Consider the following 26,512-nt stretch of genomic DNA (forward strand, 5'->3'; position numbering starts at 1 on the left):
CCCCGTCGCCGTGCGGCGAGCCGTACACGGTCCGGCCCCGCTGCCGTGCGGTGAGCCGTACACGGTCCGGCCCCGCTGCCGTGCCGCGAGCCGTACGCCCTCCGGCCCCGTCGCCGTGCCCACCGGCAGCGGGGCCGGTCGCCGTCGTGCTGCGGCGGGCGGTGAGGCCAGGCGGGCTGGAGTGCCGTTCCACCGCCGTACGGGGTTACGCTGCCGATCATGCTTGTCGCCGCCGCAGTCTGCCCCTGCCCGCCGCTCCTCGTCCCCGACGTGGCCGCGGGCGCCGCTCCCGAGCTGGAGGCCGCGCGTGCCGCGTGCACGGACGCGCTCGGGGTGCTCGCCGCCGCCCGCCCCGACCGGCTGGTGGTCGTCGGGCCCGCCGAGCAGAGCGGCCGCGGAGCGTTCCTCCAGGGCACTGTGGGTTCCTTCCGCGGCTTCGGCGTGGACCTCGACGTACGCCTCGGTCAGGACCGGGACGAGCCCACCGGGCGTGAGCTGCCGCCCTCGCTGGCCGTTGCCGCGTGGCTGCTGGAGCGCACGGGCTGGGCGGACGCCCCGATCGAGGGGCTCGGCGTGGGGGAGCCGCTCGCCGCCGAGCGGTGCCTGGACGTCGGAAGGGACATCGGCGCCCAGGCCGAGCGGGTGGCCCTGCTGGTGATGGGCGACGGCAGCGCGTGCCGCACGGTCAAGGCGCCCGGCTATCTCGACGAGCGGGCGGAGCCCTTCGACGCGGAGGTCGCACGGGCCCTGGGGGCGGCGGACGTGGCGGCACTCGCGGCGCTGGACGCCGAGCTGGCGTACGAGCTGAAGGCCTCGGGCCGCGCGCCCTGGCAGGTCCTCGCGGGCGCGGCCGAGGGTGCCGGGCTGAGCGGTGCGCTCCTGTACGAGGACGCGCCCTATGGAGTCGGCTACCTGGTCGCCGCCTGGTCCTAGGGTTCCTCGCCACCAAGCAGAGCCCCCGGAACCGCCAGGTAGAGCCGCGGGACAGCGGAGGACGGCCGGAAGCCGGTGTGCTTCGCGGCCGTCCGTCGATCGGCGTGCCGTTCAGGAAGCGGGCGGCGGGGGTGTCCTGTCTCCGCCCTGGCCGGTCGTCTCGGGACCGCCCTTGTGCGCGCTCTTGTGCGCGAGCCGGTCCATCGCGTGCTTGGCCTTGCCGCTCCCCGTGTCGATCCTGTCGTGGTACTTGCCCTTGGTCTTCTCGTCGACGGCATGCGCGGCTTTGTCGATGCCGTGCGCGATCTTGTCACCCTGCTGGTGCGCGATGTCCGACATCCTGTCCTTGGCCGGACCGAGTTTGGCCTTCAAGTTGTCCAGAACGCTCATGGTCCACCTTCCCTCGCGGGGCTGGATGCGGGCGCCCGCGCCGGTGCCGCTCTCCTCGAGAAGTCATACAAAACACCCACATCACTCCATACGGTACTCGCGCTCCCCGGGGCCCCGCGCCGGCGTGCACGGCGTCACACGGATCGTCACGCCAGTCGTTCCAGGCGCGGCGTGGGGTTTGCGAGACTGGTGCGGTGAGCAGCGCATCCTCCGTCCCTCGCGTCATCGCCGTCGTCGGCCCCACCGCGGCCGGAAAGTCCGATCTGGGCGTCTTTCTGGCCCAGCGGCTCGGCGGCGAGGTCATCAACACCGACTCCATGCAGCTCTACCGCGGGATGGACATCGGCACCGCCAAGCTGACGCCCGAGGAACGCGGCGGCGTCCCGCACCATCTGCTGGACATCTGGGACGTCACCGTCACGGCCTCCGTCGCCGAATACCAGAAGCTGGCCCGCGCCCGCATCGACGACCTGCTCGCCCAGGGGCGCTGGCCGATCCTGGTCGGCGGCTCGGGCCTGTACGTCCGCGGAGCGGTCGACAACCTGGAGTTCCCCGGCACCGACCCCGAGGTCAGGGCCCGGCTGGAGGAGGAGCTCGCGCTGCGCGGCCCCGGCGCGCTGCACGCACGCCTCGCCGCCGCCGATCCCGAGGCCGGACGCGCCATCCTGCCCAGCAACGGGCGCCGCATCGTCCGAGCCCTCGAGGTCATCGAGATCACCGGCCAGCCCTTCACCGCCAACCTCCCGGGCCACGACTCGGTCTACGACACCGTCCAGATCGGCGTCGACGTGGCCCGCCCCGAGCTCGACGAGCGCATCGCGCTGCGCGTCGACCGGATGTGGGACGCCGGGCTCGTGGACGAGGTGCGCGCGCTGGAGACCCAGGGGCTGCGCGAGGGGCGTACGGCGTCGCGCGCACTCGGGTACCAGCAGGTGCTCGCGGCGCTCGCCGGAGAGTGCACCGAGGACGAGGCGCGCGCCGAGACGGTGCGCGCCACCAAGCGCTTCGCGCGCCGCCAGGATTCATGGTTCAGGCGGGACCCGCGGGTGCACTGGCTGAGCGGGGCCGCGGCGGACCGTGCGGAACTTCCGAACCTCGCGCTGGCGTTGATCGAAGGAGCGGTTACAGCCTGATCACGTGATGGCATCGGGATGCGCCGCCGGTCATCGGGGCCTCCGGCGCCGTGCCATCATCGACCTTCGATCGACCGAATGAAGTCCTAGTTGGGAGGGCGCGTGGCGATGGAGGCCGGCCCTCGCGACACCGCACGAGACACCGAGTCCGTCATCGCAGACGGTGGCCCACCGGAGCACGGCGAGGACGGTCTGAGCGCCGACGGACCCGACGAGACGCCGGACGGCGTCATCGACGACGGTCCGCAGCCCGAGGAGATGTTCACCGCCGGCCCGGAGGTCGAGGTCGAACTGCGTCCGCAGCGTCGGCTGCGCATCTGGCAGCTCGCCCCCATCGTCGCCCTGGCCGCGCTCGGCTCGCTGATGTTCGCCTTCCCGCTGGCCTTCGACTTCGGCGACAGCGGCGCCGTCGTCGCCATGCTGGGCCTGCTGATCTGCGCCTGCGCCGCGGGCTGGGGCATGATGGCCGCCCGCCGCGTCGGCTACACCTGGCCCGGCCTGCCCTCGCGGGACTGCGGACGCCGCCCCGACTGGCGGGTCGTCCTCGGCTACGTCCTGGCCGTCGCCGTGGTGGCGACCCTCGCCGTCTGGCGCGTCGCCCGCCTGCGCTAGGGCCTGTCGTTTGGATCATCCCGGCGTCGCGGGGCCTGGCACGCACATCTGCCGCGTTGTCGTCGGTTGCCAACTCCCCCACGCTCGGCTCCGCTCGCGCGGGGGGACCCCCATCGCGTCGACGCCCTCCTCCGCCTTGCAGCTGCACGCACCAGACCCCGCTCGGGTCGGTCGAGAAGCACCGCACCTCACAGCCAGCCTGATCCAAACGACAGACCCTAGCCCCCCTCCCGCCTGTGCACGCGCAGGCCTCCACCAGGGATGTCGCACCGAGCCCGTACGATCGAGGAATGAGCACGCGGATCGCCTTCCTCAAGGGTCACGGCACCGAGAACGACTTCGTGATCCTCCCGGACCCCGACAACGCCCTGGACCTGACCCCGGCCGCCGTCGCCGCCCTGTGCGACCGCCGAGCCGGCATCGGCGCCGACGGGGTGCTGCACGTCGTGCGCTCCGCCGCCCACCCAGAGGCCCGTGACCTGGCCGGCGCCGCGGAGTGGTTCATGGACTACCGCAACGGCGACGGCTCGATCGCCGAGATGTGCGGCAACGGCGTGCGCGTGTTCGCGCGCTACCTCCAGCACGCCGGACACGTCACCGAGGGAGACCTCGCGGTCGCCACGCGCGCGGGCGTGAGGACCGTGCACATCGCCAAGGACGGCGACATCACGACCGGCATGGGCAGCGCCCGCCTCCCCGAGGGCGACGTGACGGTGCGGGTCGGCGAGCACAGCTGGCCCGCGCGGAACGTGAACATGGGCAACCCGCACGCGGTCGCCTTCGTCGACGACCTCGGGCACGCGGGCACCCTGTACGACGCCCCGTCCTTCAGCCCCGCCGAGGCCTACCCGGACGGCGTCAACGTCGAGTTCGTCGTCGACCGCGCCCCCCGGCACGTGGCGATGCGCGTGCACGAGCGCGGCGCCGGCGAGACTCGCTCCTGCGGCACAGGCGCGTGCGCCGTCGCCGTGGCCGCCGCGCGGCGCGACGGCGCCGACCCGGCCGTCACGGGGACCCCGGTGACGTACACCGTGGACGTACCCGGCGGCCGCCTCGTCATCACCGAGCGGGCCGACGGCGAGATCGAGATGACCGGCCCCGCCGTGATCGTCGCCGAGGGCGAGTTCGACGCCGACTGGCTGGAAAACGCGGCCCGCTGAGCCTGGCGAACACCGGCTCCGTCCGGCTCGGGCACACGGAACAGCGGTCCCGTGTGCCCGAGCCGGACGGAAACCACGGCCCGCCGCCCGCCACGTGGCGCAAAACCGTAAACCTCCCCGCTGGTCGCTCGAATGGGTGATCCGCTTCACGCTCGGCGGGAGGCGGTCAGCCGGGCGTGATGGGCTCGATAGCATCAAGCACCGGCACGGACGGGGGGAACGTCGCCTTCCCTGAGTCGCGTACACCCAAGGCCCCGTCCGCCGGTCCACGAGCCGGAGGTGCCCATGAGTGCGGAGGCCACGAACCCTGCGACCCCTGGTCCTGCCACGACAGTGCCCCGCAGAAAGGCCCGCCCCCGGATCGACCTGCGCCGCCTCGGCAGGGCCGCCCTCCTCGGCTCCACTGCCCGTGACAGGCTGCCCGACGCGATCGGCCATGTCGTCGAGGCCCACCGCGCCCACCACCCCGAGGCCGACCTCGAACCGCTGCGTCGGGCCTACGTCCTCGCCGAGTCCTCGCACCGCGGCCAGATGCGCAAGAGCGGCGAGCCGTACATCACCCACCCCCTCGCGGTGACCCTGATCCTCGCCGAACTCGGCGCGGAGACCACGACCTTGACGGCCTCCCTGCTCCACGACACGGTCGAGGACACCGACGTGACGCTCGACCAGGTGCGGGAGCAGTTCGGCGAGGAGGTCCGCTACCTCGTCGACGGCGTGACGAAGCTGGAGAAGGTCGACTACGGGGCGGCCGCCGAGCCCGAGACCTTCCGCAAGATGCTCGTCGCCACCGGCAACGACGTCCGCGTGATGTCGATCAAACTCGCCGACCGGCTGCACAACATGCGCACCCTCGGCGTGATGCGCCCCGAGAAACAGGCCCGCATCGCCAAGGTCACCCGCGACGTCCTGATCCCGCTCGCCGAACGCCTCGGCGTCCAGGCCCTCAAGACCGAACTGGAGGACCTCGTCTTCGCGATCCTCCACCCCGAGGAGTACGCGCACACCCGCGAGCTGATCATCGACAACGCGAGCCGCGACGACGACCCGCTCGCCGAGATCGCCGACGAGACGCGCACCGTCCTGCGCGACGCCGGCATCCCGGGCGAAGTCCTCATCCGGCCCCGCCACTTCGTCTCCGTGCACCGCGTGGCGCGCAAGCGCGGACAGCTGCGCGGCGCCGACTTCGGCCGCCTGTTGGTCCTCGTGAACGAGGACGCGGACTGCTACGGCGTCCTCGGCGAACTGCACACCTGCATGACGCCCGTCGTCTCGGAGTTCAAGGACTTCATCGCCGTACCGAAGTTCAACCTCTACCAGTCGCTGCACACCGCCGTCGCGCGCGCGGACGGCCAGATCGCCGAAGTCCTCATCCGCACCCACCAGATGCACCGGGTCGCCGAGGCCGGGGTCGTCGCGCTCGGCAATCCCTACGCTCCTCCTACGGAGGAGCAGTACGCGAGCGACGGCGAGCAGTCCGCGAGAGATGGCGAGCGCGCCGACCCCACCCGACCCGGCTGGCTCTCCCGCCTCCTCGACTGGCAGCGGGCCGCGCCCGACCCCGACACCTTCTGGTCCACCCTGCGCGAGGACCTCGCCCAGGACCGCGAGATCACCGTCTTCCGCCCCGACGGCGGCACATTGGGCCTGCCCGAGGGCGCCACCTGCGTGGACGCCGCCTACGCGCAGTACGGCGAGGACGCGCACGCGTGCATGGGCGCGCGCGTCAACGGACGGCTGGCCACCTTGAGCACGGTCCTGCGGGACGGCGACACCGTGCAGCTCCTCATGGGACAGGACCCGGCCTCCGAACCGTCCCGGGAGTGGCTGGAGCACGCCCACACCCCGGCCGCACGGATCGCCATCCAGCGCTGGCTGGCCGCCCATCCGGCGACCACCGACGCTCATCTGGCGACCACCGGCGCGGAGCCGGCCGGCGCCGAGCGCGACCGGACGCGCGGCGCGAGCAGGCCCGACGGCCCGCGCACCGCCCGCCGGACCTCCTCCGAGCAGGCCGACCCCGAGGACTCCGCGCCCGGGACCCCCCTCGCCCGTCCCGGAGCCGCGAGCGTCGTCGTGGACCTGGCCGGCGCGACCGTACGCCTCGCCGGATGCTGTACGCCCGTACCACCCGACCAGGTCGCCGGCTTCGCCGTACGCGGGGGAGTGGTGACCGTGCACCGCGCGGAGTGCGCCGCGGTCGCGCGCATGCGTACCGGAGGGCGTGCGGAGGTCGGCGTGCGCTGGGGGCAGACCGCCGCGTGCCGGGTCACACTCACCGCCGAATCGTTCGGCCGCCCGCACCTGCTCGCCGACCTCACCGAGGCGATGGCCCTGGAAGGCGCCGAGATCATCTCCGCGACCGTCGCACCGCCCACCGAACAGCGCGTCCGCCACACCTACACGCTCCAACTCCCCGACGCCGCCCAGCTCCCGGCCCTGATGCGGGCGATGCGCGACGTACCGGGCGTGTACGACGTGGCGCGGGCCCAGCACCAGGCTCCGGCGTCCTGAGGGACGCATCCGGCACAACCCGATCGGGTGGGATGGGCGCGCGTCGGCGCCACGGGACGTGCGCGCGCTGGTAGCCGTGGTCCATGCTGCTCACCTCCCGCGTCCGGCCGCTCCGGCCGAGCACCCGCTCCTCCCGACGCCGTGCGGCCGCTCTCCTCGCCTCCGCCGTCACCGTCTGCCTCGTCGCCGCGAGTGCCCCCGCCGCCCCGCTGGGCGTCGGCGACCGGATCTTCCCGTATCTGGGCAACCCCGGGTACGACGTCGCGTCGTACGACCTCTCCCTCACCTACCCGGGCACCAACGACAAGCCGCTCAAGGCCATCACCACCATCGACGCCTGGACGACGGCTTCCCTGGGCCGCTTCAACCTCGACTTCGCGCACGGCAAGGTCGATTCCATCGAGGTGGACGGCCGGCCGGCTTCGTTCACCAGCGCGGGCGACGACCTGGTCGTCACCCCCCGGATGCGGCTGCCCCAGGGCAGCTGGATGCGGATCGTCGTCCGGCACACCAGCGACCCGCGGCCCGTCAAGGACCGCGACGGCGGCTGGGTGCAGACCTCGGACGGCCTCGCCATGGCCAACCAGGCCGACGCCGCGCACCTGGTGTTCCCGTGCAACGACCACCCCTCCGACAAGGCGATGTTCACCTTCCGGATCACCGCCCCCAACAAGGACACGGCCGTCGCCAACGGCCTGCCGGCCGGGGTCGAGAAGGTCGGCGGCTCGACCACCTGGACGTACCGCACCCAGCACCCCATGGCCACCGAACTCGCCCAGGTGTCCATCGGCCGCTCCACCGTGCTGCACCGCGACGGACCGCACGGCCTGCCCGTGCGCGACGTCGTGCCCGCGCACGACAAGAAGGCCCTCGAACCCTGGCTGGCGAAGACCCCCGACCAGATCTCCTGGATGGAGAGCAAGGTCGGCGCCTACCCCTTCGAGACGTACGGCCTGCTCATGGCCCAGGCCACCACCGGCTTCGAGCTCGAGACGCAGACCCTTTCCCTCTTCGAGAAGGAGCTGTTCACCGAGCCCGCCTACCCCAAGTGGTACGTCGAGTCGATCATGGTGCACGAGCTGTCCCACCAGTGGTTCGGCGACAGCGTCAGCCCCGCCAGCTGGTCCGACGTCTGGCTGAACGAGGGGCACGCCACCTGGTACGAGTCCCTCTACGCCGAGGAGAAGGCGAAGAAGCCCATGGTCGACCGGATGAAGGCGGCCTACACCGCCTCCGACGGCTGGCGCGCCTCCGGCGGACCGCCCGCCGCCCCCAAGCCGCCCAAGCCGGGCCAGAAGATCAGCATCTTCCGGCCGAACATCTACGACGGCGCCGCACTCGCCCTGTACGCCCTGCGCCAGGAGATCGGCCGCGAGTTCTTCGAACGGCTGGAGCGCCTCTGGGTCCGGGCACACCGGGACGGCACCGCGACCACCGCCGACTTCGTCCGCCTCGCCTCGGCTGTCGCCGGCCGCGACCTGAGCGGATTCCTGAAGGCGTGGCTGTACGACGCGAAGACCCCGCCCATGCCTGGGCACCCGGACTGGAAGTCCACCCCGCCGCCGTCGAAGAAGGCCCGCGGATGGCCCGGGAAGCCGGGCGTGGGTGAGGCGGACCGCCGGACACCGCGAGTGAGGCGAGCCGCCGGATAACACGGTGACGGGACGTGCCGGACCGTGCGACCATTTTCAGGTCGGTGAAAGCCGACGGCTCAGGCCGGCTTCCGGGGCGGCGGCCCCACGGGACCCGGGAATCTCCCGGGCTACTCGGACGTTGTCCGTAATGGCGGCGATTCCCGGTCGCCGTCACCGGAACCCCATCGACGTAAGGATCCAATGACCTCCTCTTCTTCCTCTTCCCAGGACACCAAGCGCAACGCGCACTCCTACCCCGAGGGTCTTCGGGCCGATGCCCTGATGGAAGAGGACGTCGCCTGGAGCCACGAGATCGACGGAGAGCGGGACGGCGACCAGTTCGACCGCTCCGAGCGCGCGGCCCTGCGCCGCGTGGCCGGCCTCTCCACCGAACTCGAGGACGTCACCGAGGTCGAGTACCGCCAGCTCCGCCTGGAGCGGGTCGTGCTCGTCGGTGTGTGGACCACGGGGACCGCGCAGGACGCCGATAACTCCCTCGCGGAGCTCGCCGCCCTCGCCGAGACCGCGGGCGCGGTCGTGCTCGACGGTGTGATCCAGCGCCGCGACAAGCCCGACGCGGCCACCTACATCGGCTCCGGCAAGGCCCTGGAGCTGCGCGACGTCGTCATCGAGACGGGCGCCGACACCGTCATCTGCGACGGTGAGCTCAGCCCGGGTCAGCTGATCCAGCTCGAGGACGTCGTCAAGGTCAAGGTCATCGACCGTACGGCCCTGATCCTGGACATCTTCGCCCAGCACGCCAAGTCCCGTGAGGGCAAGGCGCAGGTCGCGCTCGCGCAGATGCAGTACATGCTGCCGAGGCTCCGCGGCTGGGGCCAGTCGCTGTCCCGGCAGATGGGTGGTGGCCGCGGTGGCCTCGCCACGCGTGGTCCCGGTGAGACCAAGATCGAGACGGACCGGCGCCGGATCCGCGAGAAGATGGCGAAGATGCGCCGGGAGATCGCGGACATGAAGACCGGCCGCGAGGTCAAGCGCCAGGAGCGCCGCCGCAACAAGGTGCCCTCCGTGGCCATCGCGGGCTACACCAACGCCGGCAAGTCCTCCCTGCTCAACCGCCTCACGGGCGCGGGTGTGCTGGTCGAGAACGCCCTGTTCGCGACCCTCGACCCGACCGTCCGCCGCGCGGAGACGCCGAGCGGCCGGCTGTACACGCTGGCCGACACCGTCGGCTTCGTACGGCACCTGCCGCACCACCTGGTCGAGGCGTTCCGCTCCACCATGGAGGAGGTCGGCGACTCCGACCTGATCCTGCACGTGGTGGACGGCTCGCACCCGGCGCCGGAGGAGCAGCTGGCCGCCGTGCGCGAGGTGATCCGGGATGTCGGCGCCACCGCCGTGCCCGAGATCGTCATCATCAACAAGGCCGACGCGGCCGACCCGCTGGTGCTCCAGCGGCTGCTGCGGATCGAGAAGCGCTCCATCGCCGTCTCGGCCCGCACCGGCCAGGGCATCGACGAGCTGCTCGAACTCATCGACAACGACCTTCCCCGGCCGTCCGTCGAGGTCGAGGCGCTCGTGCCGTACACCCACGGCAAGCTGGTCGCCCGTGCCCACACCGAGGGCGAGGTGATCTCCGAGGAGCACACCGCGGAGGGCACGCTGCTCAAGGTGCGGGTGCACGCGGAGCTCGCGGCGGAACTGGCGCCGTACTCGCCCGCTTCGGCGCGCTGACCCCAGCCAGGCCAGGGGTAGTAGTCCCGAAGGCCCGTTCCGCTCGGAGATGAGCGGGGCGGGCCTTCGGCATGCGTGCGGGCAGGGGGGGCAGCGGCGTGCCGATGACGGCAGCAGTGCGCTGATGACGGCAGCAGTGTGCTGATGACGGCAGCAGTGTGCTGATGACGGCAGTGTGCCGGGGACAGCGGCGGCGTGTGGACGGCAACAGGATCTTGCGGCAACCCGTAACCCGGTGGCCCGCCCGGTGTTGTAGCGGTGAGGGGGTCGGCTGCCTGCGCACGGCCCCTTGTTGCGGAAGTCCCGCATCAACTCGCCTGTGAACAGCGGGAGGACAACAACGGTGGCCGTGACCGACTCCATGGCTGGCGGGCCGTCGGGGAGAACCCGCGCCCCCCAACGAGGGCATCCTGAGACGTCAGTCCGGACGCGAGTCCGCGGCGCGCACCTACACGCGGGCCCTGCCCATCGTGCCGGTCCGGGCCCGAGGACTGACCATCGAGGGCGCCGACGGCCGCCGCTACCTCGACTGCCTCTCCGGCGCCGGAACGCTCGCCCTCGGCCACAACCACCCCGTCGTCCTCGACGCCATCCGTACGGTCCTCGACTCGGGTGCCCCCCTCTCCGCCCTCGACCTGGCGACCCCCGTCAGGGACGCCTTCGTCACCGAGCTGTTCCGCACCCTCCCGCCCGGCCTCGCCGACCGCGCCCGCGTCCAGTTCTGCGGACCGGCCGACACGGACGCCGTCGAGGCCGCGCTCACCCTGGTCCGGGGCGCGACCGGGCGCAGCGGGATCCTGTCCTTCACCGGTGCCGACAAGGACCTGGCGGTCGGAGGGGCGGGGGCGCCTGCTGACGGTTGCGAGGCAGGGGGAGCCGATCCTGCCCACGCTCACCCCCGCTACGTACGGTGCCCCTTCGCCGTCGACAGTCCCGACGACGTCGAACTGTCCCTCCGCTGGGCCGAGTCGGTTCTCGGCGACCCCCGGTCCGGGCGCCCCCATCACGCCGGGGTGATCCTCGAACCGGTCCAGGGCGACGGCGAGGTGAGCCTCGCCTCGGACGACTGGCTGCGCCGCATGCGGAAGCTCACGGAGGAACGGTCCGTCCCGTTGATCGCCGACGAGAGCCACACCGGCGTCGGACGAACCGGCGCCTTCTGGGCGGTGGAGCACAGCGGCATCACCCCCGACGTGATGATCCTGTCCAAGGCCATCGGCGGCAGCCTCCCCCTGGCCGTCCTCGTCTACCGCGACGACCTCGACGGCTGGGAACCCGGTGCCCCTGCCGACACCTTCCGCGGCAACCAGCTCGCCATGGCCGCCGGCACGGCCACCCTCGCCCACGTCCGCGAGAACGGCCTCACCGAACGCGCGGCCGCCCTCGGCACCCGCATGCTGGCTCAGCTGCTGGAGCTCAAGCGGGAGTTCGCATGCGTGGGTGACGTGAGGGGACGCGGGCTGATGATCGGCGTCGAGCTGGTGGACCCGGAGGGCGAGGTGGCGCGGGCGGCTGGGAAGGTGGTTCACGGCCGTCGCGGAGTGACAGCAGCAGGTGAGCGGGGCGCCGAACCCGTCGGGCATACGACCCGGCCGGGCCGCACCCGCCTACGAGGCCCCTCCGCACCCGAACTCGCCGCCGCTGTCCAGCGCGAGTGCCTGAGGCGCGGTCTCATCGTGGAGTTGAGCGGCCGCCACTCGACGGTCGTACGGCTCCTTCCCCCGCTCACCATCAGCGACGAACAGTCCGCTGCGGTCCTCGACCGGCTGGCGGACGCCGTGGCCGCGGTCGCCCGCGGACACGGGAGCACAGCTCGCAGTGGCCTGCGGTGAGGCGAGGGCCAGGCCGGTCGGCCGGAACAGGACATCTGCCCGCAGCCCCATGCCGGCGTCGCGAAGACCTCAACACCCCATGCCCCGAAGGTCCCGAACCCTCCGAGGAACAGTTGTGAACCCCACCACCACACCCGACGGCCGCCCCCACGCTGCCGCCACGGCCGAGTCGGTACCCGAGCAGCAGCCCCGGAACCCGGAAGCGCAGGAAGCGCAGGAAGCGCACGGCAACACCGCCACTGACCCCCTCCAGCACCCCGACCCCTCAACGGCCGCCCAGGCCGCAGCTGTCGAGAACCTGCTCCGCTGCTGGGTAGGGGAGACCGGCCTCACCGCGCCCGAGGCGGACGCCCTCCGCATCCCGCTCCCCGCCACCAGCACGACCCTGATCGTGCCGGTCCGCTACTGGTCCCCAACGGGCTGGCACCGCTTCGGACTACCCCGCCTGGACCATGCAGCCGACGACGCCCCGCCGCTCGACGCCGTCACCCTCGCGGCTCTGCTCACCAGGGAAACGCCCCGCGAGAGCGCCGCAGACGGTGTCCCCGTGCCGCCAGGCGACGGTGGCGACCTCGTCGCCAGGGTCGCGGACTCCCTCCGCCGCACCACCTCCTTCCTCAACGATCGACGCGAACGTCCCGCCGACGGCCCCGACCTCTTCCTCACCGCCGAACAGGCACTCCTGCTCGGCCACCCCCTGCACCCCACTCCGAAGAGTCGCGAAGGCGTTTCCGAGGCCGAAGCCCGCCTGTACTCACCTGAGTTGCGCGGCTCCTTCCCTCTGCACTGGATGGCTGTCGCCCCCTCCGTGCTCGCGACCGACTCCGCCTGGACCGACCGCGGCCGCCCCGTCCCGGCGGAGCACCTCACGGCTCAGCTCGCCGGAACCGGGCTGCCGTTGCCCGACGGCTTCGCCGCCCTGCCCCTGCACCCCTGGCAGGCCCGCGAGGTCCGGCACCGCGACGAGACCGCGGCTCTCCTCGACGCCGGGCTGCTCCAGGACCTCGGACCCTCAGGCACTCCGTGGCATCCCACCTCCTCCGTACGAACCGTTCATCAGTCCGGCGCGCCCGCGATGCTCAAGCTCTCGCTGGCCTTGCGAATCACCAACTCCCGCCGGGAGAACCTCCGCAAAGAGCTTCACCGCGGCGTCGAAGTGCACCGCCTTCTGCGCAGTGGCCTGTCCAAGGAGTGGCAGACAGCGCACCCCACCTTCGACATCGTCCGCGACCCCGCGTGGCTCGCCGTCGACGGACCGAACGGCCTGCCGCTACCGGGTCTGGACGTCGTGATCCGGCACAACCCCTTCCTCCCGTCCGACGACGTCTCCTGCGTCGCCGGCCTCGTCTCGCCTCGGCCCCTTGCCCCGGCGTCAGCCGGCGACCCCGCGCCGCCCGTCTCCATGGGGACACCGCCCTTCCGGTCCCGCCTGGCCCACGTCGTCACGCAACTCGCCGAGCGAACCGGCCGATCCCGTGCAGCCGTCGCCACCGAGTGGTTCCTGCGCTACCTGGAACACGTCGTACGCCCGGTGCTCTGGCTCGACGGCGAGGCGGGAATCGCCCTCGAAGCGCACCAGCAGAACACGCTGGTCCTGCTGGACCGTGACGGCTGGCCCGTGGGCGGCCGCTACCGCGACAACCAGGGCTACTACTTCCGCGAGTCCCGGCGCGCCGAACTGGATGCCCGGCTGCCCGGTATCGGCGAGCGCAGCGACACCTTCGTCTCCGACGAGGTCACCGACGAACGCTTCGCGTACTACCTCGCCATCAACAACGTGCTCGGTCTCATCGGCGCGTTCGGCTCCCAGTACCTCGCCGACGAACACCTGTTGCTCGCCGCGTTCCGCGGTTTTCTTACCCGTGTCGCCTCCGGGCCTGCTCCGCTGCGCACCTCCCTCCCCGCTCGCCTGCTCGACTCACCCGTGCTGCGCTGCAAGGCCAACCTGCTGACCCGGCTGCACGGCCTCGATGAACTCGTCGGCCCGGTCGACACCCAGTCCGTCTACGTCACCATCGCCAACCCCCTTCGCTCCTGAACCACATCGCCCCATGACCCTCTCGAGAGGAGCGCGCTGTGCCGACCGACGCGAGTGCCGACGCGGGACCCGTCCCCGTTCATCTGGGCTGCTCGGGCCCTGACCGGGACGGGGCGGACACCCTGGATCTGCGTCTGCCCGACGAGCTCCTCGCCCACTTCGCGGCGGCCCCCGATGCCGGGAGAGACATCGGCGACGTGCCGGATCGGTCCGTCATGGCCGAGGTCGGGTTCGCCCCGGCCGACGGCCGCCCGGTCGCGGGCGCGGACGACCTGCTCGACCGTGTCGGATCCTGGGGCCTGACCGTCACTCCCGTGGGTCCCTTTCAACTGGTCCCCGTCCAGCCCGACCGTGATCTCCCGCTGATCACACGCTGGATGAACGACCCCGCCGTGTCCGCGTTCTGGAACCTGGCCGGCCCCCGGTCCCAGATCGAGGGTCACCTGCGCGCTCAACTCACCGGCGACGGCCGCAGCGTCCCGTGCATCGGGATCCTGAGCGGCACCCCCATGAGCTACTGGGAGATCTACCGGTCCGACCTGGACGAACTGGCCCGGCACTACCCGGCCCGCCCGCACGACACCGGGATCCACCTCCTGCTCGGCGAAGTAGCCGACCGGGGGCGCGGCCTCGGTACCGCCCTGATCAGAACCGTGGCCGACCTGGTGCTGGACCGGCGACCCACATGCCAACGCGTCGTCGCGGAGCCCGACCTTCGCAACACCCCTTCCGTCGCCGCTTTCCTTGGTGCAGGGTTCTGGTTCGGTGCCGAGGTCGACCTTCCCGCCAAGCGGGCCGCCCTCATGATCCGCGACCGGTCCCTGCGTGATCTGATGTAGCGCCGAGTGACGACGCCGTTACAAGTGGAACGCTGCTGGAATCGCCCTGGTTCCCACTCGTCCCGATCGAATCGCTCTCGATCGGATTACTCCCGACCCGAGGATTCCCGCCCGGTGATCACACCCTTCGTCCCGCCCCACGAGCCGGCTGTGGTCGCCCGTCTGTCAGTGCCGGGCCGTAGGGTGGTCGGGCTATGACGAAGCCCTCTCTCCCCGAACTCCTGCACGCCGCCGTCACAGCCGTCGGCGGTACGGAGCGCCCCGGCCAGGTGACGATGGCCGAATCGGTCGCCGAGGCGATCGACGACGGATCCAACCTGCTGATCCAGGCCGGCACCGGCACCGGAAAGTCACTCGGCTATCTCGTGCCCGCGCTCGCGCACGGGGAGCGAGTCGTCGTGGCGACGGCCACCCTCGCGCTCCAGCGCCAGCTCGTCGAGCGGGACCTGCCGCGCACGGTCGAGGCGCTGCACCCGCAGCTACGCCGCCGTCCGGAGTTCGCGATGCTCAAGGGAAGATCGAACTACCTGTGCCTGCACCGCCTGCACGAGGGCATGCCGCAGGACGAGGACGAGGGACTCTTCGACCAGTTCGAGGCGGCCGCGCCGACCAGCAAGCTCGGCCAGGACCTGCTGCGCATGCGCGACTGGGCCGACGAGACCGAGACCGGCGACCGCGACGACCTCACCCCCGGTGTCTCCGACCGCGCCTGGGCGCAGGTGTCCGTGTCCTCCCGGGAGTGCCTGGGCGCCACGAAGTGCGCGTACGGCGCCGAGTGCTTCGCCGAGATGGCCCGCGAGCGCGCCAAGCTCGCCGACGTCGTCGTCACCAACCACGCCCTGCTCGCGATCGACGCCATCGAGGGCGCCCCGGTGCTTCCGCAGCACGAGGTCCTGATCGTGGACGAGGCGCACGAGCTGGTCTCGCGCGTCACCGGTGTCGCCACCGGCGAGCTCACGTCCGGCCAGGTCAACCGCGCGGTGCGGCGTGCCGCGAAGCTGGTCAACGAGAAGGCCGCCGACCAGCTCCAGACCGCTGCCGAGGGCTTCGAGAAGCTGATGGAGCTGGCCCTGCCGGGCCGCCTGGAGGAGGTCCCGGAGGATCTCGGCTACGCCCTGATGGCCCTGCGGGACGCCGCCCGTAACGTCATCTCCGGGATCGGCGCGACCCGCGACAAGTCGATCCAGGACGAGGACGCGGTCCGCAAGCAGGCGCTGGCCTCCGTGGAGACGGTGCACGACGTGGCCGAGCGCATCTTGAACGGCTCCGAGTGGGACGTCGTCTGGTACGAGCGGCACGACCGGTTCGGTGCCACGCTGCGCGTCGCCCCGATGTCGGTCTCCGGACTCCTCAGGGAGAAGCTGTTCGCGGACCGGTCCGTGGTCCTCACCTCGGCCACGCTCAAGCTGGGCGGCGACTTCAACGGGGTCGGCGCCTCCTTGGGCCTGGCCGCCGAAGGTGTGGAGGGCGACGATCTCCCCAAGTGGAAGGGCGTCGACGTCGGTTCGCCGTTCGACTACCCCCGGCAGGGCATCCTCTACGTCGCCAAGCACCTCTCGCGCCCCGCCCGGGACGGCGACCGCGCCGACATGCTCGACGAGCTGACCGAGCTCATCCAGGCGGCCGGCGGACGCACGCTCGGCCTGTTCTCCTCGATGCGCGCGGCTCAGCTCGCCGCCGAGGAGCTGCGCGTCCGGATCCCCGAGTTCCCGATCCTGCTCCAGGGCGAGGAGACCCTCGGCGAGCTGATCAAGAACTTCGCGGCGGACCCGAAGACCTGCCTCTTCGGCACCCTGTCGCTGTGGCAGGGCGTCGACGTCCCCGGTCCCAGCTGCCAGCTGGTCGTCATAGACAAGATCCCGTTTCCGCGCCCCGACGACCCGCTGATGAGCGCCCGCCAGAAGGCGGTCGAGGAGGCCGGCGGCAACGGCTTCATGGCGGTCGCTGCCACGCACGCGGCCCTGCTGATGGCGCAGGGCGCCGGCCGTCTCGTACGGGCGTCGGGGGACCGCGGCGTGGTCGCCGTCCTGGACCAGCGGCTCGCCACCGCGCGCTACGGCGGCTTCCTGAAGACGTCACTGCCCGACTTCTGGTACACGACGGACCGCAACCAGGTCCGCAGGTCGCTCGCGGCGATCGACGCGGCGGCGAGGGAAGCGGAGGCGAAGTGATTGTGGTCGGGCCGCCCCAGTGCGGTGGGGCGGCCCGACCACGAACGGGGCCCGTCCAATGAACGGGCCCCACACAGCACAGGACCCCGGAACCGGCGCAGAGGTTCCGGGGCCCGGTCAGGGGGCGAACTCGCGGCCCGCCCGCCGCAGGCGTCACACGCGCCGCAGCACCGCGACGACCTTGCCCAGAATGGTCGCGTCGTCACCGGGGATCGGCTCGTAGGCCGCGTTGTGCGGGAGGAGCCAGACATGGCCGTCCTCGCGCTTGAAGCGCTTGACCGTGGCCTCGCCGTCGAGCATGGCGGCCACGATGTCGCCGTTCTCGGCGACCGGCTGGCGGCGGACCGTGACCCAGTCGCCGTCGCAGATCGCGGCCTCGATCATGGAGTCGCCGACGACCTTCAGGACGAACAGCTCGCCGTCACCGACCAGCTGCCGAGGGAGGGGGAAGACGTCCTCGACCGACTCCTCGGCGAGGATCGGCCCACCGGCGGCGATGCGGCCGACCAGAGGGACGTACGACGCGGCGGGCTTGCCGGCGGTGTCCGTGGGCTGCACCGTCACCGCCTGGTCGGAGCCGCGCACCTCGTACGCGCGCGGGCGGTGCGGGTCACGACGCAGGAAGCCCTTGCGCTCCAGTGCCATCAGCTGGTGTGCCACCGACGAGGTGCTCGAGAGCCCGACCGCCTGACCGATCTCCCGCATGGACGGCGGGTAGCCCCGGCGCTGCACGGAGTCCCGGATGACCTCGATCACCCGGCGCTGCCGGTCGGTGAGTCCTGAGCTGTCCGCGCGAATGCCCGGAGGTCGGCCCGGCAGGGAGCGCTTGGGCCCTTCAGGATCCGTGGCGTCGTTCATCGCATGCACCGGCTCGAGTCGGCCCTGGGAGCGCTCCTGGGCGGTGATGGTGGCACTGTCTGCGGTGGTGGTCACGTCGGCCCCTCTCGATGGTCTCCCTGCTGCACAACGGTAGTTGCTTTCGAAAGGTTGCGCCAAACACACGTTCGAGTGAAAATTCGCGATTCGCCTGACGTGATCGGGTCTTCGGGTGTATGGCTACCGCGCTGCCTGGCGGGCGAAATGTCTCATCGCTGTACTCTTCGCCGCCGGGTACGGTCCCGCCGTTCGGCCACCTAGTGTGCCATCCGGACTTCCGGAGGCCGGGAGCCGGTCCCCTTCTGCGCCGGAGTCCTACATGGCCTTCGTGCGGCGCTCACGGTATCCCCGAAAGCCCCGCAACGGCTCGGCGTACGGTGCGCGTGTCCCCGCCGGTGCCCCGCGCGGGAGGCGCGGCCCCTGTGATGTCGCGACACGCACGCGCGACACGCGCGTGGTGTCAATGCGTGAGCCGATCCCCACATCTAGTGGTTGGATTGCGACAGCAGCCCACAAGTTGTGGTGGGTGAGGTCTGAGGTGTCTCTGGGATCGCCTATGCTTGGGGCTGCTCCGAGGGTCCCACGAGGCCTCTTGGGGCTGTTGGTCTGCTGTGAGGAGGGTTGGAGATCATGCACTGCCCCTTCTGCAGGCACCCCGACAGCCGCGTGGTCGACAGTCGTACGACCGACGACGGCACGTCGATCCGCAGGCGCCGCCAGTGTCCCGACTGCTCCCGTCGTTTCACGACCGTGGAGACGTGCTCGCTCATGGTGGTGAAGCGGTCCGGAGTCACCGAGCCGTTCAGCCGTGCCAAGGTCATCAACGGTGTACGCAAGGCTTGCCAGGGGCGACCTGTCACCGAGGACGCGCTCGCCCAGCTCGGCCAGCGGGTCGAGGAGGCGGTGCGCGCCACCGGAAGCGCCGAGCTGACCACCCATGACGTGGGTCTGGCCATACTCGGTCCGCTTCAGGAGCTCGACCTCGTCGCGTATCTGCGATTCGCCTCCGTATACCGGGCGTTCGACTCGCTCGAGGACTTCGAGTCCGCGATCGCGGAACTGAGGGAAGCGACGAGAGGCCTCGCCGTGGACGGCGAGGGCGCGGCAGCGGGGAGCCAGGAAGACGACCGCGGGTGCGGGGGGTCCACTCAGGTACCCGTGCCCGCTCACGCCGCCGACTGACCGGCGGACCGGGGCCGGGCGGAGTCCGGGAACCGGTCGGCAGGCGGCGACCGAAGACCTGTTGCGGGTGGCACCGAGGGTGCCCGCAACACATGACAGAACACCGTGCCACGGGAACACCAGGGCACTTCAGGGCGTTTTAGCCCGTACAGGGAGGCGGCATGACAGAGACGGCGAGCGGTCCGGCACGAGGTTCCCGCGCCAAGGGAGGCAAGGCCACCAAGGGGCTGCGTATCGAGCGCATCCACACCACCCCCGGCGTACACCCGTACGACGAGGTGGCCTGGGAGCACCGTGACGTCGTCATGACCAACTGGCGCGACGGCTCGGTCAACTTCGAGCAGCGTGGCGTCGAGTTCCCCGACTTCTGGTCGGTGAACGCGGTCAACATCGTCACCAGCAAGTACTTCCGCGGTGCCGTCGGCACGCCGCAGCGCGAGGTCAGCCTCAAGCAGCTGATCGACCGCATCGTGAAGACGTACCGGCAGGCCGGCGAGGACTACAAGTACTTCGCCTCGCCCGCGGACGCCGAGATCTTCGAGCACGAGCTGGCCTACGCCCTCCTGCACCAGATCTTCAGCTTCAACAGCCCCGTCTGGTTCAACGTCGGCACCCCGCAGCCCCAGCAGGTCTCCGCCTGCTTCATCCTGTCCGTCGACGACTCCATGGAGTCGATCCTCGACTGGTACAAGGAAGAGGGCATGATCTTCAAGGGCGGCTCCGGCGCCGGCTTGAACCTCTCCCGCATCCGCTCCTCCAAGGAGCTGCTGTCCTCGGGCGGTAACGCCTCCGGCCCGGTCTCCTTCATGCGCGGCGCCGACGCCTCCGCCGGCACCATCAAGTCCGGTGGCGCCACCCGCCGCGCCGCCAAGATGGTCATCCTCGACGTCGACCACCCCGACATCGAGGACTTCATCGAGACCAAGGTGAAGGAAGAGGAGAAGATCCGCGCCCTGCGCGACGCGGGCTTCGACATGGACCTGGGCGGCGACGACATCACGTCCGTCCAGTACCAGAACGCCAACAACTCGGTCCGCGTGAACGACGAGTTCATGAAGGCGGTCGAGGAGGGCGGCAAGTTCGGCCTCCGCGCGCGGATGACCGGCGAGGTCATCGAAGAGGTCGACGCCAAGACCCTCTTCCGCAAGATGGCCGAGGCCGCCTGGGCCTGCGCCGACCCGGGCATCCAGTACGACGACACCATCAACCACTGGCACACGTGCCCGGAGTCCGGCCGCATCAACGGCTCGAACCCGTGCAGCGAGTACATGCACCTGGACAACACGTCCTGCAACCTCGCCTCGCTGAACCTGATGAAGTTCCTCAAGGACGACGGCAAGGGCAACCAGTCCTTCGACGTCGAGCGCTTCGCCAAGGTCGTCGAGCTCGTCATCACCGCGATGGACATCTCGATCTGCTTCGCGGACTTCCCGACGCAGAAGATCGGCGAGAACACGCGCGCGTACCGCCAGCTCGGCATCGGCTACGCCAACCTCGGCGCCCTGCTGATGGCGACCGGCCACGCGTACGACTCCGACGGCGGCCGCGCCCTGGCCGGCGCCATCACCTCGCTGATGACCGGTACGTCGTACAAGCGCTCCGCCGAACTCGCCGCGGTCGTCGGCGCGTACGACGGCTACGCCCGCAACGCCGGGCCGCACCTGCGCGTCATGCAGCAGCACGCCGACGCCAACACCGTGGCCGTCCGCATGGACGACCTGGACACCCCGATCTGGGCCGCCGCCACGGAGGCCTGGCAGGACGTGGTCCGCCTCGGCGAGAAGAACGGTTTCCGTAATTCCCAGGCGTCGGTCATCGCCCCGACCGGCACCATCGGTCTCGCGATGTCCTGCGACACCACCGGCCTCGAGCCCGACCTCGCCCTGGTCAAGTTCAAGAAGCTGGTCGGCGGCGGTTCGATGCAGATCGTCAACGGCACCGTCCCGCAGGCCCTGCGCCGCCTGGGTTACCAGGAGGAGCAGATCGAGGCGATCGTCGCCCACATCGCCGAGCACGGCAATGTGATCGACGCCCCCGGCCTCAAGACCGAGCACTACGAGGTGTTCGACTGCGCCATGGGCGAGCGCTCCATCTCCGCGATGGGCCACGTCCGCATGATGGCCGCGATTCAGCCGTGGATCTCCGGCGCGCTCTCCAAGACGGTCAACCTGCCGGAGACGGCGACTGTCGAGGACGTCGAAGAGGTCTACTTCGAGGCCTGGAAGATGGGCGTCAAGGCGCTCGCGATCTATCGGGACAACTGCAAGGTCGGCCAGCCCCTCTCCGCCAAGACCAAGGAGAAGGAGAAGACCGAGATCACGGAGAAGGCCGAGGCCACCATCCGTGAGACGGTCGAGAAGGTCGTCGAGTACCGCCCGGTCCGCAAGCGCCTCCCGAAGGGACGTCCCGGCATCACCACGTCCTTCACCGTCGGCGGCGCCGAGGGCTACATGACGGCCAACTCCTACCCGGACGACGGCCTCGGCGAGGTCTTCCTGAAGATGTCCAAGCAGGGCTCGACCCTCGCGGGCATGATGGACGCCTTCTCCATCGCCGTCTCCGTCGGCCTCCAGTACGGCGTCCCACTGGAGACGTACGTCTCGAAGTTCACCAACATGCGCTTCGAGCCGGCCGGCATGACGGACGACCCGGACGTGCGGATGGCGCAGTCGATCGTCGACTACATCTTCCGCCGCCTGGCGCTGGACTTCCTGCCCTTCGAGACGCGCTCGGCGCTCGGCATCCACTCCGCCGAGGAGCGTCAGCGTCACCTCGAGACCGGCTCCTACGAGCCGAACGAGGACGAGGTCGACGTCGAGGGCCTGGCCCAGTCGGCGCCGCGCCAGACCGAGCTGAAGGCCATCGCCGCGCCGAAGGCCGAGCCCGAGGCGGCCCAGCCCGCCCCGAAGCAGGCCCACACCAGCGCCGAGCTGGTGGAGATGCAGCTGGGCATCCAGGCCGATGCCCCGCTGTGCTTCTCCTGCGGCACGAAGATGCAGCGCGCCGGCTCCTGCTACATCTGCGAGGGCTGCGGCTCGACCAGCGGCTGCAGCTGACACCGGCTGAGGTGACAGCGCTCACCTGAACCACGAGGCGGGGAAGGCCCGATGAGGCTTTCCCCGCCTCGCGTCATGTCCGGGCTCGGTCCACGTCGGCGCTCCCATGCCGGAGCCGACTGCTCAAGAGCCGGGCTTGTCGTGGATCTGCGGTCCGTCGATCCCGGAGTGCGGGACGACGGGGCGTACGGCGCTGTCGTGCGGCGGACACAGGGGCTGGACGGGAGCGAGCGGCAGTGGCTCGGGGACGGATGGTCGCTCACTTCCGCGATTTCGGCGTGCAGCCACGGACGTTCGCGCCGTTGGTGCTGGCTCGGCTCGTCGAGGCGGGGGAGTGGCGGCCGGGGTGGTGGCGGGGCTTTGCCGACTGGTGTCCCGCCGAGGCGGAATCCGCGCGGCCACGACCCGTCGCTCGGCTGGTTGCACGCGGCCGTGCACGGGGCCGATCTGCTGGCCGCTCTGGCGCGGCGCCCCGGCCAGGGCCCGTAGCTGCTCGCCAGTTGGCCGGAGCCCGGCTGCTGGCTCTCACCGGGCACCTCTTCGACGCGCAGGAGGACGACCGCATCGCCTACGCGCTCGCGCGGATCCTCAGTCACCCCGACTGACCGAGGACGAGTCGGTGCAGTGGCTGGTTCCGGTCGCCGAGGCCTTCGGGACGGGCGAGCCGGGACCGGACGCGTCACACGGACGAGCCGCCGCCACGGCCGTTGACGCATCGTCGAGCCGTCCTGGACGCACTCGCCGGGACCCTCGCCACCGTCGCGCCCTGCACGGGCTGACCGTCAGGGCTGGTGGGCGCGGCCCATGACCCGGGTGAACGTCGCAGGGTCGCCCTCGTAACCATGCACTCCGGGGTGGAAGTTCCAGCTGCCGGACTCGTCGCGCACGAACTCCGCGACCCTCGCCGCCGTCGCCGCGAGGACAGAGCCGAAGTCGTCCTCGGCCAGGACCTCGTAGCCCTCCCGAATGCGCACGGACGGATTCAGCACGTGGATGAACGTCCGCTCCGCGGGCCGCTGCTGGATGACCACACCGACCACCACGCGCGCGTACTCGCCGGCCAGCCGCTCGAGTTCGAGCGTCATGACCTCGTCCCAGCCGAAGCCCTTGCCGTCGGTGCTGTCCCGGTTGAGGAAGATGGTGCCGTCGGGAGAGCGGCTGTCGAAGTGCACCACGTACGCCGGCGTCCCGAACGGATCGCCGGCCGTGTACGTCGCGGCGACGACGTCCAGGTCCGTGGGCGTCTGTCCTGCCGGGCTCGGGTCCCATTTCAGTGCGACCTCGACCTTGCGAATCCCCTTGCTGAAGCCGCTCACCACGCGTCCCCTTCCCCCTCACGGGCTCTTGCCCCAACTAGTGTGCGGTCAAGGCTCGTTCTCCATCGTGCCACGCGCGCGGGACATACGCGCGGGTGATCTCCGCCGTAGCCCGACCGATGCGTTGCCCTGGGCCTTACGATGGCGCGGTGCTGGTCAAGTGGATTCGCTGCACCGTGGTGGACCGCCGTGGATTCGAGCGGGGGCAGCGGAAATGGGCGGGGCTTCTGGGGGAGCCGGGGTTTCGGGGACAGGGCGGAGGCTGGAGCCGGCAGCGACCCGGCGTGGCGCACCTCTTCGCCTTCTGGGAGAGCCGTGCCTTCTACGACTCCTTCATGGCACGCTCGCACGACCGGCTGGCGGCGTCCCAGTCCGGCACGTTCAAGGACGGCCAGGCCAAGCTGTTCGAGTACCGGTTCGACGTGAAGACAGGCTTCGAGCCCCGCTTCACCGACACCGACCTGCTCCGCGTCGCTCACTGCCGTGTCCACGAAGAGCGGGTCGACAACTTCGTCCTCATGCAGGAGAAGGTCTGGAACCCCGCGATGGCCGGATCGCCCGGCATGATCCGCGGGATGTTCGCGGACGCACCGCAGCACGAGTTCCTGGTCCTGTCGATGTGGCGGTCCGCCGCCGAGCACGGCAAGTACCGCACCGAGCGGGTGGAGCGCCTCGCCCTGCGCGCCCAGACCGAGGCGGACGTCGCCGCGCTCACGGGCGACATCGTGGAGCTGGAACCGAGCTGGACCGTGTGACCTGTGTCGTACGGAACCCCCTACGACCGCTCGCTTCGGCGGCCGTCGATTTAGGGTTTCGGCATGGCACGACCTCGGCGCATCGTCCTTGTCCGACACGGAGAGTCGACCGGCAACATCGACGACTCCGTGTACGAACGCGAACCCGACCACGCTCTCGCCCTCACCGAACGGGGCTGGCGGCAGGCGGCCGAGACGGGGAAGGTGCTCCGGGAGACCTTCGGGCGTGAGCGCGTGAGCGTGTACGTCTCCCCGTACCGGCGGACGCACGAGACCCTTCGCGCCTTCCAGCTCGACCCCGAGCTGACCAGGGTGCGCGAGGAGCCCCGGCTGCGCGAGCAGGACTGGGGGAACTGGCAGGACCGCGACGACGTCAAGCTCCAGAAGGCCTACCGGGACGCCTACGGGCACTTTTTCTTCCGCTTCCCGCAGGGCGAGTCCGGGGCGGACGTGTACGACCGCGTCGGCGGGTTCCTGGAGAGCCTCTTCCGCAGCTTCGAGGACCCCGACCACCCGCCGAACGTCCTACTGGTGACCCACGGCCTGGCCATGCGGCTGTTCTGCATGCGCTGGTTCCACTGGTCGGTCGCGGAATTCGAGGCTCTCGCGAACCCCGGGAACGCCGAGACGCGCATGCTCGTGCTCGGGGACGACGGCAAGTACACCCTGGACCGGCCGTTCGAGCAGTGGCGGGACCCGGAGCCGTACTGAAGATCGCCGTACTGAACGCCGGGCCGCTGTGTCCGGCAAGGACGGGCGGGAGGAGACGCTCACCACATCCGCGAACCCTCCGTGCCCGCCGGGAACTCAGCGTGACCGCAGGGCGTTGTTCGGGCAGTGGATGTGCGGCGCATGGGGCGGTGCGAGCGTACAAACCGGCCTGGTCGGGGGCCGGGGTGTCGCTCGGCGATCTCGGCGGCGTAGGCTAAGGGCGCCATGCCGTACGAACCACCGACTCACACCGTTGAGCGCTCCCTGCGCGCCACGACCGGAGCGAAGGTCATCGCCGGTGTCGACGAGGTGGGGCGCGGCGCCTGGGCCGGGCCTGTCACCGTCTGTGCGGCGGTCACCGGCCTTCGTCGGCCGCCCGAGGGTCTCACCGACTCCAAGCTGCTCACCATCAGGCGACGCACGGAGTTGGCCAAGGTCCTTCAGACGTGGGTGACCGCCTATGCGCTGGGGAGCGCCTCCCCGGAGGAGATCGACGACCTGGGGATGACCGCGGCCCTGCGGCTCGCGGCGGTACGCGCCCTGGAGGCCCTGCCGGTCCGGCCCGACGCGGTGATCCTCGACGGGAAGCACGACTACCTGGGCGCGCCCTGGCAGGTTCGCACGGTGATCAAGGGCGACCGTTCCTGTGTGGCAGTGGCGGCGGCCTCGGTCATCGCCAAGGTTCAGCGCGACAAAATGATGGCCGAACTGGGCGTCGACCATGCAGACTTCGGGTTTGCGGACAACGCCGGTTATCCGTCGCCCGTGCACAAGGTCGCGCTGGAGAAGCGGGGCCCCACCCCGTACCACCGGTTGTCGTGGGCGTATCTTGATGCGCTGCCCCAGTGGCGGCACCTCAAGAAGGTCCGCACCGGGGCAAACGGAAGCGTTCCGGAGATCGAGGGCCAGCTCGGCTTCGACTTCTGACGATTCCGCTCGCACTGGTGTGCCACCCGGTCACGCGAGCCGTACCAACGTTTGATAGATATCAAGTCATGCCTCTCATTCCCGAGGAGCCTCAGATTCACGAGAGTGCCCAGGGTCCCCGTGTCGCTCCGGCCAGCAGCCGTACCGCGCCGACCCCCCGCCCCGTACCCGGCCCCCGTCCCGTGACTCCGTCACGCTCCGGTCGTCCGGGCCCCCGGCCCGCGCCGTCGGCGCAACGCACGCCGCGCGACGTGGCCGCCAAGCCGGCCCCGTCGGCTCAGGCCGCTCCAGCTCAGGCCGCTCCAGCCGCTGCCGCGGCCCCGCAGATCCAGCTGATCCCGGCCTCGGCCGAGGGTGCGCTCGACGCCGCCGAGGAGGCAGTGGACCTGCTTCTGGACGCGGGCCGTGCTCCGGGTGAGGTGCTGGTGATCACCACCGGCGACCCGCACCCGTGGGCCACGCACGAGCTGTCCTTCGGCGAGGCGTCCTACTGGGCCCAGCACGACGCGGGCGACGACGTCTTCTACACGGACGCCGCGCTCACCTCCCGTGCCGCGTCCCGTCCCGTGGTCGTCGTCGCCGTCAACAGCGACTCGGAATCCGGAGTTGCCACGGCTCTGCCTCTGGCCCACACCCTGGCCGGCGCCCTGCTGATCGTCTGCGGCGACCCGCAGCAGATCAACTCGGTGCTGGGCGCGGGCGTCTGAGCCACACCCTTCACGTCCGGGGCACCGGGGATCA

20 protein-coding genes are annotated in these 26,512 nt (G+C 70.9%); 17 read left to right on the forward strand and 3 right to left on the reverse strand.

Annotated elements, in window-relative coordinates:
* Positions 1-219: 219 nt before the first annotated feature.
* Positions 220-933, forward strand: a complete 714-nt coding sequence (locus tag QFZ74_RS23665; RefSeq protein ID WP_307622818.1) for a class III extradiol dioxygenase subunit B-like domain-containing protein — start codon at positions 220-222, stop codon at positions 931-933.
* Positions 934-1,044: 111 nt separating this feature from the next.
* On the opposite strand, the gene QFZ74_RS23670 is transcribed toward QFZ74_RS23665, so the two are convergent.
* Positions 1,045-1,323, reverse strand: coding sequence for an antitoxin (locus tag QFZ74_RS23670; protein ID WP_307622819.1), 279 nt, complete (start codon positions 1,321-1,323; stop codon positions 1,045-1,047).
* Positions 1,324-1,517: 194 nt separating this feature from the next.
* On the opposite strand from QFZ74_RS23670, the gene miaA reads away from it, so the two are divergent.
* The 10 genes from miaA to QFZ74_RS23720 all read left to right on the forward strand — a co-directional run bounded on the left by miaA (position 1,518) and on the right by QFZ74_RS23720 (position 16,948).
* A complete protein-coding gene (miaA, locus tag QFZ74_RS23675) occupies positions 1,518-2,456 on the forward strand; it encodes a tRNA (adenosine(37)-N6)-dimethylallyltransferase MiaA (RefSeq protein WP_307622820.1) in 939 nt (312 codons plus the stop codon).
* 108 nt (positions 2,457-2,564) lie between these two features.
* Positions 2,565-3,068 carry a hypothetical protein gene (locus QFZ74_RS23680; protein ID WP_307624261.1) on the forward strand — a complete coding sequence of 168 codons (504 nt, stop codon included), beginning with the start codon at positions 2,565-2,567 and terminating at the stop codon, positions 3,066-3,068.
* A gap of 290 nt (positions 3,069-3,358) precedes the next feature.
* Positions 3,359-4,228, forward strand: coding sequence for a diaminopimelate epimerase (gene dapF / locus QFZ74_RS23685; protein WP_307622821.1), 870 nt, complete (start codon positions 3,359-3,361; stop codon positions 4,226-4,228).
* Between the two features lie 285 nt (positions 4,229-4,513).
* The gene (locus QFZ74_RS23690) at positions 4,514-6,742 is read left to right on the forward strand and encodes a bifunctional (p)ppGpp synthetase/guanosine-3',5'-bis(diphosphate) 3'-pyrophosphohydrolase (RefSeq protein ID WP_307622822.1); all 2,229 of its coding nucleotides are present in this window, start codon (positions 4,514-4,516) and stop codon (positions 6,740-6,742) included.
* 83 nt (positions 6,743-6,825) lie between these two features.
* Positions 6,826-8,394 carry a M1 family metallopeptidase gene (locus QFZ74_RS23695; protein ID WP_307622823.1) on the forward strand — a complete coding sequence of 523 codons (1,569 nt, stop codon included), beginning with the start codon at positions 6,826-6,828 and terminating at the stop codon, positions 8,392-8,394.
* 183 nt (positions 8,395-8,577) lie between these two features.
* On the forward strand, positions 8,578-10,068 hold the full coding sequence (hflX, locus tag QFZ74_RS23700; RefSeq protein WP_307622824.1) for a GTPase HflX: 1,491 nt from the start codon (positions 8,578-8,580) through the stop codon (positions 10,066-10,068).
* A gap of 365 nt (positions 10,069-10,433) precedes the next feature.
* Complete coding sequence (locus QFZ74_RS23705) at positions 10,434-11,900, forward strand: aminotransferase class III-fold pyridoxal phosphate-dependent enzyme (RefSeq protein WP_373462494.1); 1,467 nt, start codon at positions 10,434-10,436, stop codon at positions 11,898-11,900.
* A gap of 115 nt (positions 11,901-12,015) precedes the next feature.
* The gene (locus tag QFZ74_RS23710) at positions 12,016-13,938 is read left to right on the forward strand and encodes an IucA/IucC family siderophore biosynthesis protein (protein WP_307622826.1); all 1,923 of its coding nucleotides are present in this window, start codon (positions 12,016-12,018) and stop codon (positions 13,936-13,938) included.
* Between the two features lie 38 nt (positions 13,939-13,976).
* Positions 13,977-14,777 carry a GNAT family N-acetyltransferase gene (locus QFZ74_RS23715; protein ID WP_307622827.1) on the forward strand — a complete coding sequence of 267 codons (801 nt, stop codon included), beginning with the start codon at positions 13,977-13,979 and terminating at the stop codon, positions 14,775-14,777.
* 194 nt (positions 14,778-14,971) lie between these two features.
* Entirely contained in the window at positions 14,972-16,948 is a 1,977-nt protein-coding gene (locus QFZ74_RS23720; RefSeq protein ID WP_307622828.1) for an ATP-dependent DNA helicase, read from the forward strand.
* 153 nt (positions 16,949-17,101) lie between these two features.
* On the opposite strand, the gene lexA is transcribed toward QFZ74_RS23720, so the two are convergent.
* The gene (lexA, locus tag QFZ74_RS23725; RefSeq protein WP_307622829.1) at positions 17,102-17,881 is read right to left on the reverse strand and encodes a transcriptional repressor LexA; all 780 of its coding nucleotides are present in this window, start codon (positions 17,879-17,881) and stop codon (positions 17,102-17,104) included.
* Positions 17,882-18,454: 573 nt separating this feature from the next.
* On the opposite strand from lexA, the gene nrdR reads away from it, so the two are divergent.
* A complete protein-coding gene (nrdR, locus tag QFZ74_RS23730) occupies positions 18,455-19,006 on the forward strand; it encodes a transcriptional regulator NrdR (protein ID WP_307622830.1) in 552 nt (183 codons plus the stop codon).
* Between the two features lie 161 nt (positions 19,007-19,167).
* Entirely contained in the window at positions 19,168-22,062 is a 2,895-nt protein-coding gene (locus QFZ74_RS23735) for a vitamin B12-dependent ribonucleotide reductase (protein ID WP_307622831.1), read from the forward strand.
* 782 nt (positions 22,063-22,844) lie between these two features.
* Here QFZ74_RS23735 and QFZ74_RS23740 read toward each other — a convergent pair.
* The gene (locus tag QFZ74_RS23740; RefSeq protein WP_307622832.1) at positions 22,845-23,378 is read right to left on the reverse strand and encodes a TerD family protein; all 534 of its coding nucleotides are present in this window, start codon (positions 23,376-23,378) and stop codon (positions 22,845-22,847) included.
* Between the two features lie 149 nt (positions 23,379-23,527).
* On the opposite strand from QFZ74_RS23740, the gene QFZ74_RS23745 reads away from it, so the two are divergent.
* The 4 genes from QFZ74_RS23745 to QFZ74_RS23760 all read left to right on the forward strand — a co-directional run bounded on the left by QFZ74_RS23745 (position 23,528) and on the right by QFZ74_RS23760 (position 26,478).
* Complete coding sequence (locus QFZ74_RS23745) at positions 23,528-24,133, forward strand: YdbC family protein (RefSeq protein WP_307622833.1); 606 nt, start codon at positions 23,528-23,530, stop codon at positions 24,131-24,133.
* Between the two features lie 63 nt (positions 24,134-24,196).
* The gene (locus QFZ74_RS23750; RefSeq protein WP_307622834.1) at positions 24,197-24,844 is read left to right on the forward strand and encodes a histidine phosphatase family protein; all 648 of its coding nucleotides are present in this window, start codon (positions 24,197-24,199) and stop codon (positions 24,842-24,844) included.
* Between the two features lie 225 nt (positions 24,845-25,069).
* Positions 25,070-25,771: a ribonuclease HII gene (locus tag QFZ74_RS23755; RefSeq protein WP_307622835.1), complete on the forward strand. Its 702-nt coding sequence runs from the start codon at positions 25,070-25,072 to the stop codon at positions 25,769-25,771.
* Positions 25,772-25,839: 68 nt separating this feature from the next.
* Positions 25,840-26,478: a hypothetical protein gene (locus QFZ74_RS23760; protein WP_307622836.1), complete on the forward strand. Its 639-nt coding sequence runs from the start codon at positions 25,840-25,842 to the stop codon at positions 26,476-26,478.
* Positions 26,479-26,512: the final 34 nt, after the last annotated feature.

The organism is Streptomyces sp. V3I7 (assembly GCF_030817495.1).
Classification (GTDB): domain Bacteria; phylum Actinomycetota; class Actinomycetes; order Streptomycetales; family Streptomycetaceae; genus Streptomyces.